General features: G+C 72.3%; 11 protein-coding genes and 1 tRNA gene. 5 read left to right on the top strand and 7 right to left on the bottom strand.

The window, feature by feature from the left end:
- The first annotated feature begins 3 nt into the window (after positions 1-3).
- Positions 4-1056, top strand: coding sequence for an ABC transporter ATP-binding protein (locus IE245_RS03760; protein WP_189945243.1), 1053 nt, complete (start codon positions 4-6; stop codon positions 1054-1056).
- Positions 1053-1769 carry an ABC transporter ATP-binding protein gene (locus tag IE245_RS03755; RefSeq protein WP_189945242.1) on the top strand — a complete coding sequence of 239 codons (717 nt, stop codon included), beginning with the start codon at positions 1053-1055 and terminating at the stop codon, positions 1767-1769. The genes IE245_RS03760 and IE245_RS03755 overlap by 4 nt, the downstream gene beginning before the upstream one ends.
- A gap of 69 nt (positions 1770-1838) precedes the next feature.
- Here the strand turns inward: IE245_RS03755 and IE245_RS03750 are convergent, their stop codons facing one another.
- Positions 1839-2495: an ANTAR domain-containing response regulator gene (locus IE245_RS03750; protein WP_189945241.1), complete on the bottom strand. Its 657-nt coding sequence runs from the start codon at positions 2493-2495 to the stop codon at positions 1839-1841.
- Between the two features lie 113 nt (positions 2496-2608).
- Here IE245_RS03750 and IE245_RS03745 point away from each other — a divergent pair.
- Positions 2609-2683: transfer RNA gene (locus IE245_RS03745), tRNA-Leu, on the top strand.
- Positions 2684-2792: 109 nt separating this feature from the next.
- Positions 2793-3575 (top strand): helix-turn-helix domain-containing protein, encoded by a 783-nt coding sequence (locus tag IE245_RS03740; RefSeq protein WP_189945240.1) that lies wholly within the window; start codon positions 2793-2795, stop codon positions 3573-3575.
- Between the two features lie 171 nt (positions 3576-3746).
- On the opposite strand, the gene pyk is transcribed toward IE245_RS03740, so the two are convergent.
- Complete coding sequence (pyk, locus tag IE245_RS03735) at positions 3747-5174, bottom strand: pyruvate kinase (RefSeq protein WP_189945239.1); 1428 nt, start codon at positions 5172-5174, stop codon at positions 3747-3749.
- Between the two features lie 147 nt (positions 5175-5321).
- The gene (locus tag IE245_RS03730) at positions 5322-6038 is read right to left on the bottom strand and encodes an SIMPL domain-containing protein (RefSeq protein WP_189945238.1); all 717 of its coding nucleotides are present in this window, start codon (positions 6036-6038) and stop codon (positions 5322-5324) included.
- A gap of 114 nt (positions 6039-6152) precedes the next feature.
- Here IE245_RS03730 and IE245_RS03725 point away from each other — a divergent pair, with 114 nt between their 5' ends.
- Positions 6153-7949: a bifunctional metallophosphatase/5'-nucleotidase gene (locus IE245_RS03725; RefSeq protein WP_189945237.1), complete on the top strand. Its 1797-nt coding sequence runs from the start codon at positions 6153-6155 to the stop codon at positions 7947-7949.
- A 167-nt stretch (positions 7950-8116) separates the two neighbouring features.
- Here the strand turns inward: IE245_RS03725 and IE245_RS03720 are convergent, their stop codons facing one another.
- The 4 genes from IE245_RS03720 to IE245_RS03705 all read right to left on the bottom strand — a co-directional run bounded on the left by IE245_RS03720 (position 8117) and on the right by IE245_RS03705 (position 14560).
- Positions 8117-9529 (bottom strand): lysine N(6)-hydroxylase/L-ornithine N(5)-oxygenase family protein, encoded by a 1413-nt coding sequence (locus tag IE245_RS03720; protein WP_189945236.1) that lies wholly within the window; start codon positions 9527-9529, stop codon positions 8117-8119.
- Positions 9526-10917 carry a pyridoxal phosphate-dependent decarboxylase family protein gene (locus tag IE245_RS03715; RefSeq protein WP_189945235.1) on the bottom strand — a complete coding sequence of 464 codons (1392 nt, stop codon included), beginning with the start codon at positions 10915-10917 and terminating at the stop codon, positions 9526-9528. The genes IE245_RS03720 and IE245_RS03715 overlap by 4 nt, the downstream gene beginning before the upstream one ends.
- 99 nt (positions 10918-11016) lie before the next feature.
- Positions 11017-13503 (bottom strand): aminopeptidase N, encoded by a 2487-nt coding sequence (gene pepN, locus IE245_RS03710; protein WP_189945234.1) that lies wholly within the window; start codon positions 13501-13503, stop codon positions 11017-11019.
- A 67-nt stretch (positions 13504-13570) separates the two neighbouring features.
- Positions 13571-14560, bottom strand: coding sequence for an asparaginase domain-containing protein (locus tag IE245_RS03705; RefSeq protein WP_189945233.1), 990 nt, complete (start codon positions 14558-14560; stop codon positions 13571-13573).
- Positions 14561-14572: the final 12 nt, after the last annotated feature.

Below are 14572 nucleotides of genomic sequence, written 5' to 3'. Positions count from 1 at the left end.
ACCATGACGACGACCACCACCAAGGCCGACGCCACCGCGGAGCCGGCCGCCCGCGAGACCGTGCTCGACGCGCGCGGGGTCACCATGCGCTTCGGCGGCCTGACCGCCGTCCGCGACGTCAACCTCACCGTCAACGCCGGCGAGATCGTCGGTCTGATCGGCCCGAACGGCGCCGGCAAGACGACCTTCTTCAACTGCCTGACGGGCCTGTACGTGCCCACCGAGGGCGAGGTCCGCTACAAGGGCCAGGTCCTGCCGCCGAAGTCCTTCAAGGTCACCGCGGCCGGCATCGCCCGTACCTTCCAGAACATCCGTCTCTTCAACAACATGACGGTCCTGGAGAACGTGCTCGTCGGCCGGCACACCCGCACCAAGGAGGGCCTCTGGTCCGCCCTGCTGCGCGGCCCGGGCTTCAAGCGGGCCGAGGCGGCCTCCGAGAAGCGGGCGATGGAGCTCCTGGAGTTCGTCGGGCTCGCGGAGAAGGCGCAGCACCTCTCCAAGAACCTGCCGTACGGCGAGCAGCGCAAGCTGGAGATCGCCCGTGCCCTCGCGAGCGACCCGGGCCTGATCCTGCTGGACGAGCCGACCGCCGGCATGAACCCGCAGGAGACCCGGGCGGCCGAGGAACTCATCTTCGCCATCCGGGACATGGGCATCGCCGTGCTCGTCATCGAGCACGACATGCGCTTCATCTTCAACCTGTGCGACCGGGTCGCCGTGCTCGTGCAGGGCCAGAAGCTGATCGAGGGCGACAGCCAGACCGTCCAGAGCGACGAGCGGGTCATCGCCGCGTACCTCGGCGAGCCGATCGAGGAGGCCCCGAAGGACGGGCCCGCGAAGACGGACGCCCCGGCGGAGACCGAAGCCGAGGCCGAGGCTCCGGCGGACGAGGCCGGCGCGGACGAGGTCGACGAGGCCGACGAGGCCCCGGCGGACGACGAAGCCCCGGCGGACGACGACGCTCCGGCCGGGGGGACCCCGGCCGAGGACGACACCCCGGCGGACGCGGCGGACGCCGCGAAGGACGCCGCTCCGGGCAAGGAGAACGACGCATGACCGCACTGCTCGAAGTCGAGGACCTGCGCGTCGCCTACGGAAAGATCGAGGCCGTCAAGGGCATCTCCTTCTCCGTGGAGGCGGGCGAGGTCGTCACCCTCATCGGCACCAACGGCGCCGGGAAGACCACCACCCTGCGGACCCTCTCCGGGCTCCTCAAGCCGGTCGGCGGCCAGATCAGGTTCGAGGGCAAGTCCCTCCGCAAGATCCCCGCGCACAAGATCGTCTCGCTGGGTCTGGCCCACTCCCCCGAGGGCCGGCACATCTTCCCGCGCATGACCATCGAGGAGAACCTGCTCCTCGGCGCCTTCCTCCGGAAGGACAGCGCCGGCATCGCCAAGGACGTGCAGCGCGCCTACGACCTCTTCCCGATCCTGGGCGAGCGTCGCAAGCAGGCGGCCGGCACGCTCTCCGGCGGTGAGCAGCAGATGCTCGCCATGGGCCGGGCACTGATGTCCCAGCCGAAGCTGCTGATGCTCGACGAGCCCTCCATGGGCCTCTCGCCGATCATGATGCAGAAGATCATGGCGACCATCGCGGAGCTGAAGGCCCAGGGCACCACGATCCTGCTCGTCGAACAGAACGCCCAGGCCGCGCTGGCGCTCGCGGACCACGGTCACGTGATGGAGATCGGCAAGATCGTGCTCTCGGGCACGGGCGGCGACCTCCTGCACGACGAGTCGGTGCGCAAGGCGTACCTCGGCGAGGACTGACCCGTACGCACACGAGGAGGCCCGCCCCGCGTCGCGCGGGGCGGGCCTCCTGCCGTGCACCGGTCCGGGCTACTGCCCCTTCGCGGCCTTCTTCTCCTCGGCGTCCTCGATGACGGCCTCGGCGACCTGCTGCATGGACATGCGGCGGTCCATGGAGGTCTTCTGGATCCAGCGGAAGGCGGCCGGCTCGGAGAGGCCGTACTGGGTCTGGAGGATCGACTTGGCGCGGTCGACGAGCTTGCGGGTCTCCAGGCGCTGGCTGAGGTCGGCGACCTCCCGCTCCAGGGCGCGCAGCTCGGCGAAGCGGGAGACGGCCATCTCGATGGCGGGGACGACGTCGCTCTTGCTGAACGGCTTGACCAGGTAGGCCATGGCGCCGGCGTCGCGGGCGCGCTCGACGAGGTCGCGCTGGGAGAAGGCGGTGAGCATGAGGACCGGGGCGATGGACTCGCCGGCGATCTTCTCGGCCGCGGAGATGCCGTCGAGCTTGGGCATCTTCACGTCCAGGATGACCAGGTCGGGGCGGTGCTCGCGGGCGAGCTCGACGGCGGTCTCGCCGTCACCCGCCTCGCCCACGACCGTGTAGCCCTCCTCCTCCAGCATCTCCTTGAGGTCGAGGCGGATCAGCGCCTCGTCCTCGGCGATGACGACTCGGGTGGTCAGCGGCGGGACGTGGGACCCGTCGGCGTCGTCGGCGGCGGGCTGGGGCGACTCGGGGGCGGTCACGCGGGCTCCTCGTTCGATGGCCTCGTTCCGAGGCGGATACAGCTCCCCATGAGCCTACCTAGCTGCGGTATGGTGGACGCGCAGAGGGTCGGGGGAAACCTTTGATTCCGCGGGCCCCGGTAGCCCAATTGGCAGCAGGCAGTGGATTCAAAACCCACACAGTGTCGGTTCGAGTCCGACCCGGGGCACTTTTCCTTCAATTCGAAGGTAGCCGGGTAACGAATAATCGTCACCCTCACGCGCGAATTCCACCCATCCGCAGACAGCCACTGGGGCGAATCGGTCACGCTCGACCGCATGTACGACACGGGAACGCGCCAACAGGCACTCACCCTTCTGCGTAGCGGCGCGAAGAACTCGGCTGTCGCCAGGATGCCGAGCGTTCCACTCGGCACGATCGGCTACTGGAAGCATATGGACCGCGCGAAGCGTGGCGAGTGCCCAGGCAGACGCAGCCCCTTGTGTCCACGGTGCGACGGGTGCGAGCTCGACGAAGTCGCGTACGCATACCTGCTCGGGCTCCACCTCGGCGACGGCCACATCGCTCAGAGCCGTGCCATGCGGGTTCCCAGTCTTTCCATCTCCTGCACCGACAGCCGGCCCGGCCTCATCGACGCCTGCGTGCGGGTCATGGAATCCGTCCTGCCGGGCAATCATGCGTCGAGGGTCCGGAGGCAGGGGTGTTTCGAGGTCAAGGTCTACTCCAAGCACCTCACCTGCCTCTTCCCGCAGCACGGCCCCGGTAAGAAGCACGAGCGGCGCATCGCGCTCGAAGCCTGGCAGCGGGAGATCGTCGACGCTCATCCCTGGGCCTTCATCCGGGGACTCATCCACTCCGACGGAAGCCGGATCACGAACTGGACGACCCGGCTCGTCGGCGGCGAGCGGAAGCGGTACGAGTACCCCCGCTACTTCTTCACCAACTCGTCCACCGACATCCTCGGGCTCTTCACGCATGCCCTCGACCGCGTCGGTGTCGACTGGAAGGCCACCAACCAATCGCGGACCGCGCAGAACGTCTCCATCGCCCGCAAGGCCTCCGTCGCGCTCATGGACGCCCACGTGGGCCCCAAACACTGACCACCGCCACCCGGTCGAGGTTCGGACCCGGCGGAGCCGGGCCTCGGGGTGACGCGGCGTCAGGGTTTCCGCGTCGTCACTTGCGCATGACGTGCCAAGTACTCCGGGAACGCGAGAGCCCAGCCGCCAGAAGCGATGGCTGAGCTCTTTCCGGTGTTCCGTCGCATGCGACTACGAGAGCGGGTCCCCGATGTGGTGGACGCGGACGAGGTTGGTGGAGCCCGAGACGCCGGGCGGCGAGCCGGCCGTGATCACCACCACGTCCCCCTTCTTGCAGCGCCCGATGCGCAGCAGCTCCTCGTCGACCTGGGCGACCATGGCGTCCGTGGAGTCGACGTGCGGGCCGAGGAAGGTCTCGACGCCCCAGGTGAGGTTGAGCTGCGAGCGGGTCGCCGGATCCGGGGTGAAGGCGAGCAGCGGGATCGGCGAGCGGTAGCGGGAGAGCCGCCGGACGGTGTCGCCGGACTGGGTGAAGGCGACCAGGAACTTGGCGCCGAGGAAGTCGCCCATCTCGGCGGCGGCCCGGGCCACCGCGCCGCCCTGGGTCCGCGGCTTGTTCCGCTCGGTCAGCGGGGGGAGGCCCTTGGCGAGGACGTCCCCCTCGGCGGCCTCCACGATCCGGCTCATGGTGCGGACGGTCTCGATCGGGTGGCGGCCGACGCTGGTCTCACCGGAGAGCATCACGGCGTCGGTGCCGTCGATGACGGCGTTGGCGACGTCGGAGGCCTCGGCGCGGGTGGGCCGGGAGTTGTCGATCATCGAGTCCAGCATCTGGGTGGCGACGATGACCGGCTTGGCGTTCCGCTTGGCCAGCTTGACCGCGCGCTTCTGGACGATCGGCACCTGTTCGAGCGGCATCTCGACGCCGAGGTCGCCGCGGGCGACCATGATGCCGTCGAAAGCGGCGACGATCTCCTCGATGTTCTCGACCGCCTGCGGCTTCTCGATCTTGGCGATGACCGGGAGGCGGCGGCCCTCCTCGTCCATGATCCGGTGGACGTCCTCGACGTCCCGGGCGGAGCGGACGAAGGAGAGGGCGATGACGTCGGCGCCGGTGCGCAGGGCCCAGCGGAGGTCCTCGACGTCCTTATCGGAGAGGGCGGGGACGGAGACGGCGACGCCCGGGAGGTTGAGCCCCTTGTGGTCGGAGACCATGCCGCCCTCGACGACCCGGGTGTGCACCCGGGGGCCGTCGACGGAGGTGACCTCCAGGGTGACCCGGCCGTCGTCGACGAGGATCCGCTCACCGGCGGTCACGTCCCCGGCGAGGCCGGCGTAGGTGGTGCCGCAGCCGTGGCGGTCGCCCTCCCTCGGCTCGACGGTGATGGTGAAGTCGTCGCCGCGTTCAAGGAGTACCGGTCCCTCGAGGAAACGACCGAGTCGGATCTTCGGGCCTTGAAGGTCGGCGAGGACGCCGACGCTGCGGCCGGACTCGTCGGCCGCCTTGCGGACCCGCCGGTATCGCTCCTCGTGCTCGGCGTAGGTGCCGTGGCTGAGGTTGAGGCGGGCCACGTCCATTCCGGCCTCGATCAACGCCTTGATCTGGTCGTACGTTTCGGTGGCGGGCCCAAGGGTACAAACGATTTTCGCTCGGCGCATGAAACGAGCCTAGGGCCTTACCCATCAGTAGCCGCCGGGTCCCGCATGACTACTCAACAACCTTTCCGTGAAACGTTGTTGACAAGACTTGAATCTGTGCGCCGCCCTGCTCCGATGAGCGTTTTCGTCGCCCTCCGGCGCCTCGTCTCAGAGTGCGGGCGGCAGCATCGTGAACCGCGCGACGACCTCGGCGGTCACCGTCCGGCGCTGCGGTTCGAGGTCGAGCGCGGGGGCCCCTCCGGGCTCCTCCGCCGCGAAGGCGGTGAGCACCGGGGAGAAGCCGCCGCCCCGTCCCGCACCCGGCCCGGACGGCCCGGCGTCCGACAGTTCGAGGAGTGAGCCCAGCGAGGTGCCCAGCGCCTCCGCGTAGGCCCGCGCCCGCCGCACCGCCTCCGCCACCGCGAGCCGGCGCGCCTCCGCGTACGCCTCCGAGTCCTGGCGCAGCTCCCACCACGGGCCGTCCACCTCGACCTGCTCCCGGTCGGCGAGTTCGGCCACCAGCTCGCCGAGGGCGGCGAAGTCGGTGAGCTCGGCGGTGATCCGCACGTGCCCCCGGTGGATCCGCGTCCGCTCACCCTTCCCCCGGCGGGGCCGCTCCGGGGCGATCGAGAGGCCGCTCGTCTCCAGCGTGGCCACGGCCGCCCCGCGCGCCCTGACCAGGTCGAGGACCTCGGCGTTGCGCCGGGTGAGGTCCGCGAGGACCGGGGACCGGTCGGTGCCCCGCGCGGTGACGGTCACCGCGAGGCGCGCCAGCTCCGGCTCGACCTCGATCAGGCCCTCGCCGCGGACCGTCACCTGGGGCGCCTGCGGGGTGGGGTGGGCGTGCGTCACGACGGGCTCCTCCGGACCGGGGATCGGTGGCATGCGAACACTTTCCCACTCCGTAACCCGAAAGGGCTGTTGCCCACGAAGGGTCTGAGCCAGAATCTACGCGCGTTGTGCACCCGAGACAGTGCCACGGAACAAGGAGAGACACACATGCCGCTGAACCGCCGGACCTTCCTGGAGAGCTCCGCCGCCCTCGGGGCCGGGGCCGCCCTCGCCGCCGGGACCGCCGCCCCCGCCGAGGCCCACGGAGCCCGCCCCCGGCCGGTCAAGCGGTACTCCTTCACCGTCATGGGCACCACCGACCTGCACGGCAACGTCCTCAACTGGGACTACTTCACGGACAAGGAGTTCGACGACAAGGCCCACAACGACATCGGCCTCGCCAAGATCTCCACCCTGGTGAACCAGGTCCGCGCCGACAGGGGCCGCCGCAACACCCTCCTCATCGACGCCGGCGACACCATCCAGGGCACCCAGCTCTCGTACTACTACGCCAAGGTCGACCCGATCACCCGCGAGGGCGGCCCGGTCCACCCGATGGCCCAGGCCATGAACGCCATCGGCTACGACGCCGCCGCGCTCGGCAACCACGAGTTCAACTACGGCATCCCGGTGCTCCGGAAGTTCGAGGAGCAGTGCGACTTCCCGCTGCTCGGCGCCAACGCGCTCGACGCGAAGACGCTGCGCCCGGCCTTCCCGCCGTACAGCGTCCACCGGCTGCGCACCCCGCACGGCAAGGACGTCAGGGTCGCTGTGCTCGGCCTGACCAACCCCGGCATCGCCCTCTGGGACAAGGCCAACGTCAACGGGAAGATGGTCTTCCCCGGCCTGGAGGAGCAGGCCGCGAAGTGGGTGCCGAAGCTGCGCTCCATGGGCGCCGACGTCGTGATCGTCTCGGCCCACTCCGGCTCCAGCGGCACCTCCTCGTACGGCGACCAGCTCCCCCACGTCGAGAACGCGGCCGGCCTCGTCGCCGAGCAGGTCCCCGGCATCGACGCGATCCTCGTCGGCCACGCCCACACCGAGATCCCCGAGTACCGGATCGCCAACAAGGAGACGGGCAAGGAGGTCGTCCTCTCCGAGCCCCTCAAGTGGGGCCAGCGCCTCACCCTCTTCGACTTCGACCTGGTGTGGGAGAAGGGCCGCTGGACGGTGGAGAAGGCCGCCGCCCAGGTCCTCAACTCCAACACCGTGGAGGAGGACCCGGAGATCACCGGTCTGCTCGCCGACGAGCACCGGAAGGTCGTGGCGTACGTCAACACCGTCATCGGCACCTCCACCGCCGCCATGACCACGGCCGACGCGCCGTGGAAGGACGAGCCGATCATCGACCTGATCAACGTCGTCCAGGCCGAGACGGTGAAGGCGGCCCTGGCCGGCGGCGCGTACGCGGCCCTGCCGGTGCTCTCGCAGGCCTCCTGCTTCTCCCGCACGGCCCGCATCCCGGCCGGCGAGATCACCATCAAGGACGCCGCCGGGCTCTACCCCTTCGAGAACACCCTGGAGGCCCGCCTGATGACGGGCGCCCAGCTGAAGGAGTACCTGGAGTACTCGGCGAAGTACTACGTCCGGACCCCGGCGGGCGCTCCCGTCGACACCGCGAAGCTCACCAACGCGGACAACACCCCGGACTACAACTACGACGCCGTCTCCGGGCTCACGTACGACATCGACATCGCCCAGCCGGTCGGGCAGCGGATCACCGGCCTCTCCTTCGAGGGCAAGCCGCTCGACCCGGCCGCGAAGTTCGTCCTCGCCGTCAACAACTACCGCGCCGGCGGCGGCGGCGCCTTCCCGCACGTCGCCACGGCCGAGCAGCTGTGGGCGGACTCGGACGAGATCCGCAACACGATCATCCAGTGGGTCCAGGCCAAGGGCACGGTCGACCCGGCGACGTTCGCGTCCGTGGACTGGAGGCTGACCCGGGACGGCATCCCGGTCTTCTAAGGCCTTACTGACCATTCGCGTCGGATCAGGCCGGGTCGTCGGTGCGTGCGATCGGCGTGCGGCAGGGGCTTCCTCGTAGCGGAGCTGCTCGGGCGTTTCGGCCGTGCGGCGAGCGTGCGTGCCGGGCGGGCCGGACCCGACGGGAATGGTCAGACAGGCCCGAGGGCTCAGTGCTCCACGAGAGGCGTCAGCTTCCGTTCCTGCGACGGGATGCTCGGCGCCTCTCGCGCCACCAGGCCGAAGCTGGTGAAGGCGGTCCGGCGGGGCAGCGGATACGGCTCCTTGCCGGTCACCGCGTTGAGGATCACGGCGCTGCGCCAGGCCGCGAGCCCCAGGTCGGGGGCGCCCACGCCGTGGGTGTGGCGCTCCGCGTTCTGCACGTAGACCCCGCCGGTGACGGACCGGTCGAGGACGAGCCGGTAGTGCTCGTCGATCTTCGCCCGGCCCGCCGCGTCGTGCCGCAGGTACGGGTCGAGGCCGGCCAGCATCCGGTCGACCGGGCGCTCCCGGTAGCCGGTGGCGAGGACGACGGCGTCGGTGGTGAGCCGGGACCGGGTGCCCTGCTGGACGTGCTCCAGGTGCAGCTCGACCTGGGTGGTGGCGACCCGGCCGGCGGTGCGGACCCGCACGCCGGGGGTGAGGACGGCGTCCGGCCAGCCGCCGTGCAGGGTGCGGCGGTAGAGCTCGTCGTGGACGGCGGCGATGGTCTCCGCGTCGATCCCCTTGTGCAACTGCCACTGGCGGGGCATCAGTTCGCCCCGGACCTGCTCGGGCAGGGCGTGGAAGTAGCGGGTGTAGTCGGGGGTGAAGTGCTCCAGGCCCAGCTTCGAGTACTCCATCGGCGCGAAGGCCTCGGTGCGGGAGAGCCAGCTGATCCGCTCGGCGCCGGCCGGGCGGCCCCGCAGCAGGTCGAGGAAGACCTCGGCGCCGGACTGGCCGGAGCCGATGACGGTGACGTGCCCGGCGGCGAGCAGCGACTCCCGGTGGGCGAGGTAGTCGGCGGCGTGGATCACCGGCACGCCGGGGGCGTCGGCGAGCGGGCGCAGCGGTTCGGGGACGTACGGCTCGGTACCGACGCCGAGGACCACGTTCCGGGTGTAGGCGCGGCCGAGGGCGGCGGCCTCGCCGTCCGGGTCGAGCTGGGTGAAGTCGACCTCGAACAGCTTCCGTTCGGGGTTCCAGCGGACCGAGTCGACCTGGTGGCCGAAGTGCAGGCCGGGCAGCCGCTCGCTGACCCAGCGGCAGTAGGCGTCGTACTCGGCCCGCTGGATGTGGAACTTCTCCGCGAAGTAGAAGGGGAAGAGGCGCTCGCGGCTCTTCAGGTAGGCGAGGAAGGACCAGGGGCTGGCCGGGTCGGCGAGGGTCACCAGGTCGGCGAGGAAGGGCACCTGGAGGGTGGCCCCCTCGATGAGGAGGCCCGGGTGCCAGTGGAAGGCCGGACGCTGTTCGAAGAAGCTCGCCGCGATCCCGCCGGGGACGCCGTCGGCGAGGGCGGCGAGCGAGAGGTTGAACGGGCCGATGCCGACGCCCACCAGGTCGTGCGGGCGGTCGAGGTCCTGCTGGGGGGTGCTGCCGGTCATCGGTCGGTGCCGCCTTCCACGAGTGCCGCGAGGGTGAGGGTGACGAGCCGGTCCAGGTCGTCGGGGGTGGTGTGGGGGTTGAGGAGGGTGGCCTTGAGCCACAGCCGGCCGTCGGCCTCGGCGCGGCCGAGGACGGCGCGGCCCTCGGCGAGGAGCCGGCGGCGGACCCGGGCGACCGCCGCGTCGTCGGCGCCGGCCGGACGGAAGAGGACGGTGGTGAGGACGGGCCGGTCCCGGAGTTCGAGCCCGGGGTGCTTCTCCACCAGGTCGGCGAGGTCCCCGGCCAGCTCCATGCACCGGTCGACCAGGGCGCCGAGGCCGGTCCTGCCGAGGGCGCGCAGGGTGACGGCGGCCTTGAGGACGTCGGGGCGGCGGGTGGTGCGCAGGGAGCGGCCGAGGAGGTCGGGGAGGCCGGCCTCGGTGTCGTCGTCGGCGTTGAGGTAGTCGGCGGTGTGGGCGAGGGCGGCGAGGTCGCCGGTCTCGCGGACGGCGAGGAGTCCGGCGGCGGCCGGCTGCCAGCCGAGCTTGTGCAGGTCGAGGGTGACGGTGCGGGCCCGGTCCAGGCCGTCCAGGAGGTGGCGGTGGGCCGCGCTGAGGAGGACCGGGCCGCCGTAGGCGGCGTCGACGTGCAGTTCGGCGCCGTGCGCGGCGCAGGCGTCGGCGAGGGCGGGCAGCGGGTCGATCAGTCCCTCGTCGGTGGTGCCGGCGGTGGCGGCGAGGAGGACGGGCCCGTCCTGGGCGGCGAGGACGCGGGCGGTGGCCTCCGGGTCGAGGACCCCGCGCGGGGTGGGGACGGTGACCGGTTCGGGGAGGCCGAGGAGCCAGGCGGCGCGGCGGACGGAGTGGTGGGCGCGGGCGCCGGTGACGGTGGTGAGGCCGGGGCCGTGCCGCTCGCGGGCGAGGAGCAGGGCGAGCTGGTTGGACTCGGTGCCGCCGGTGGTGACGAGCGCGTCCGGCCGGTCGGCCGCCGGGAAGACCTCGGCGGCGAGCGCGGCGGTCACCTCGGCCTCCAGGGCGGAGGCGGCCGGGGCCTGGTCCCAGGAGTCCATCGAGGGGTTGAGCGCGGCGGCGGCGAGGTCGGCCGCGGCGGCGAGGGCCAGCGGCGGGGTGTGCAGATGGGCGGCGCACAGCGGGTGCGCGGGGTCGGCGGCGCCGGCGGCGACCAGGTGCACGAGGGTGCGCAGCGCCTCGTCGGCTCCGGTCCCGGTGTCGGGGAGTACGTCTCCGAGGGCGGTGCGCACCCGTGCGGTGACGGCCGCCGGTCCGCCGGGCGGCAGCGGCCCGCCCCGTTCCTCGGCGCCGGTGCGCAGCGCGTCCAGGGTGATGCCGAGGAGGCGGCTGAGCGGGGTGGGCTGGGCGGCGAGGGGCGGCGGGGGTGCGACACGCATGGACGACAGGGTGCCGGGGCCGGCGGGGCCCTGTCCGGCGACCGCGAACACGTGACCCGAACGGGGGACGGCACCCCGGCGGGGTGCCGTCCCTCCTGCTCAGCCCTGGCGGACGCGCAGGGCGCGGGCCAGGTCGTCGAGCTGGTCGACGAGCTTGCGCCGCAGGGCGGGGATCACGGCGTCGTCGGCGAGCCGGCGTTCGCCGAGGGCGAGGGAGTCGGCGTCGACCGCGTACGCGGGGAAGGCGTAGCGGCCGGCTGCCTCGGCCATCGCGGGGCCCCGGCGGTCGCCGAGGGCGGCGGCGTCGTCGTAGAAGCGCTCGACGTACGCGCTCACCAGGTCGGCCTGCTCGGGCTGCCAGAAGCCGAGCGCGGTGGCGGTGAAGAGGTAGTTCGACAGGTCGTCGGAGTCGAACATGGCGGCCCAGGCCGCCGCCTTGGCGGCCGGGTCGGGAAGGGAGGCGCGGCAGCGGGCCGCGCCCTCCTGGCCGGTGGCGCTGGGATCGCGCTCCAGCTCGGCGGCGATGGCGGCCTCGTCGGTGGCGCCGAGGACGGCGAGCCGGGCGAGGATCCGCCAGCGCAGCTCCGGGTCGAGCTCGGGGCCGCCGTGGACGGTGCCCTCGTCGAGCCAGGAGGCGATCTGGTCGGGGGTGGTGGCGCTGTCGATGAGGGCGCGGACGGCGGTGAGGCGCAGTCCGGGGTCCTCGCCGTCCTCGGTGCGGCGGAGCAGAGCGCGGGCGATCTCGCGGAGGCCGGCGAGGGCGGCGGGACGGCGGTCCTCGGGGACGTACCGGTCGGCGACCTGCTGCCGGGCGAAGGCGAGGACGCCCTGGACGATGCCGAGGTCGGTCTCCTCGGTGAGGTGGGCGCGGGCGGTCTCCAGGTAGGCGGCGGGCGCCAGTTCGCCGTCGCGGACCATGTCGCGGAGGCTGTTCCAGACGACGGCGCGGGTGAGCGGGTCGGGGATGCGGGAGAGGCCGCGGAGGGCGGACTCCTCGGAGACCTCGTCGAAGCGGAGCTTGGCGTAGCTGAGGTCGCCGTCGTTGAGGACGACGAGGGCGGGGCGGGGGCCGGTGAGGCGGGCGGGCTCCCGCTGCGGCACGTCGAGGGCTACGCGCTCGCGCAGGGCGAGTTCGCCGTCGGGGCGGCGGTCGTAGAGGCCGGCCTCGATGCGGTGGGGACGGCTGCCGGCGCGGTCGACGGTGAGCTCCCAGCGGCTGCCCTCGCCGGTGAGGCGGGGGGTGAGGGTGTCGACGCCGGTGGTGCGCAGCCACTGCTCGGCCCAGGCGTGGACGTCGCGGTCGGTGGCGGCGGCGAGGTTGTCGATGAAGTCGGCGAGGGTGGCGTTGCCGAACTTGTGCCGCTTGAAGTGGATGTTGATGCCGGCGAGGAAGTCGGCCTCGCCGAGCCAGGTGACGAGCTGGCGGAGGGCGGAGGCGCCCTTGGCGTAGGAGATGCCGTCGAAGTTGAGGAGGGCGGAGGCGGTGTCGGGGACGGCCTCGGGGTCCGGGGCGACGGGGTGGGTGGAGGGGCGCTGGTCGGCGTCGTACCCCCAGGCCTTGCGGGCGACGCCGAAGTCGATCCAGGTGTCGGCGAAGAGGTCGGAGCAGGCTTCGTTGACGGTCTGGTAGCCCATGTACTCGGCGAAGGACTCGTTCAGCCAGATGTCGTCCCACCAGCGGAGGGTGACGAGGTCGCCGAACCACATGTGGGCCATCTCGTGGGCGATGACCATGGCGCGGGTCATGCGCTCGGTGGCGGTGACGGCGGAGCGGAAGACGAACTCGTCGCGGAAGGTGACGAGGCCGGGGTTCTCCATGGCGCCGGCGTTGAACTCGGGGACGAAGGCCTGGTCGTAGGAGTCGAAGGGGTAGGGCTCGTCGAACTTCTCGTGGAAGCGGTCGTAGCAGGCCTTGGTGACGGCGATGATCTCGTCGGCGTCGGCGTCGAGGTGGGGGGCGAGCGAGCGGCGGCAGTGGATGCCGAAGGGCAGTCCGGCGTGCTCGGTCCGGACCGAGTGCCAGGGCCCGGCGGCGACGCAGACGAAGTAGGTGGAGAGCGGCGGGGTGGTGGCCGCGGTCCAGCGGCCGTCCTCCTGCCGTTCGGTGATGCCGTTGGAGAGGACGGTCCAGCCCTCGGGGGCGGTGACGGCGACGTCGAAGACGGCCTTCAGGTCGGGCTGGTCGAAGGCGGCGAAGACGCGCTGGACGTCCTCCATGAAGAGCTGGGTGTAGACGTAGGACTCGCCGTCGGTGGGGTCGAGGAAGCGGTGCATGCCCTCGCCGGTGTGCGAGTAGCGCATGGTGGCGGTGACGGTCAGCTCGTGCTCGCCCTCGGTGAGGTCGAGCGGGAGCCGGTTCCCGTCCAGCGCGGCGGGGTCGAGCGGCGCGCCGTCGAGGGTCGCGGAGTGCAGGGTGTCCGGCTTGAGTTCGACGAAGGTGGACCCGGCGGCGCGGGCGGTGAAGCGGATGCGGCTGGTGGACCCGAAGGTCTCGTCGCCGTCGGTGAGGTCGAGGTCCACCGCGTAGTGGTGGACGTCGAGCAGCTGGGCACGGGTCTGCGCTTCGTCGCGCGTCAGTACGGACATGGGCCCTATGCTGCCCGATCGTCCGGTCGGCGGGCAGGGGGGTTGCCGAAGCCGGGTCCGGCGGGGGTCAGGCGAGGCCGGTGCCGTCGAGGTGGGCGAAGGCGGCGGTGATCCGGGGGCGGTCGTAGCCGGCGGGTCCGGCGGCGCCGCTGGAGACGAGGGCGGCGAGCAGCAGCCGGGCCTTGGCGGGGTCGAGCGGGCCGGCCGGGATCAGGCCGCGGTGGAGGAGGTCGTGCTCGGAGCCGGGGCCGCGGTAGGTCCCGGTGAGGCCGGTGCCCGCTCCGGTGCGGGAGGCGAGGACGACCGGGATGCGGCGGGCGAGCTCCGCGAGGGGTTCGACGAGCCAGGAGGGGGCGTGGCCGGCGCCGAAGGCGGCGACGACGAGGCCCTGGAAGCGGTCGTCGACGGCGGTGAGCAGCTCGCCGCGGTCGCCGAGGGCGAGGGTGACGAGGGCGATCCGGACGGCGGGGTCGTAGGAGAGCCGGCAGGGCGCGGTGGGCACGGTGGGGCGGAGCAGGATCCGCGGGGTGCCCTCGACGACGGCGCCGAGGGGGCCGGCGCCGGGCGAGGCGAAGGTGGCGACCGAGGTGGTGTGGGTCTTGCGGGCGTGCCGGGCGGCGTGGATCTCGTCGGCGAGGACGACGAGGACGCCGAGGCCCCGGCAGGCGGGGTCGGCGGCGACGGCGAGGGCGGCGGCGAGGTTGGCGGGGCCGTCGGCGCCGGGCAGGTCGGTGCGGCGCATGGCGCCGGTGACGACGACGGGGGCGCGCTCGGTGGGGCAGAGCAGGTCGAGGAGGAAGGCGGTCTCCTCCAGGGTGTCGGTGCCCTGGACGACGACCACGCCGGAGCCGGCGGCGACCGTCTCGTCCACCTCGGCGGCGAGGGCGGCGAGGTCCTCGGGGGCGAGGGAGGAGGAGGGGAGCCGGCGGAAGTCGCGGAGTTCGACGTCCCCGGGGGCGCCGAGGGCCGCGAGGACCTCGGGGCCGGTCATCCGGGCCGCGTCACCGCCTCGCGCGGAGATGGTCCCTCCGAGGGTGAAGACCGTGACGCGGGTCATCGGCGGGCTCCC

Source organism: Streptomyces roseolus (genome assembly GCF_014649855.1).
Taxonomy (GTDB): domain Bacteria; phylum Actinomycetota; class Actinomycetes; order Streptomycetales; family Streptomycetaceae; genus Streptomyces; species Streptomyces roseolus.
Note: the sequence above shows the minus strand (reverse complement) of the source record. Positions and strands in the feature narration are given on the sequence as shown.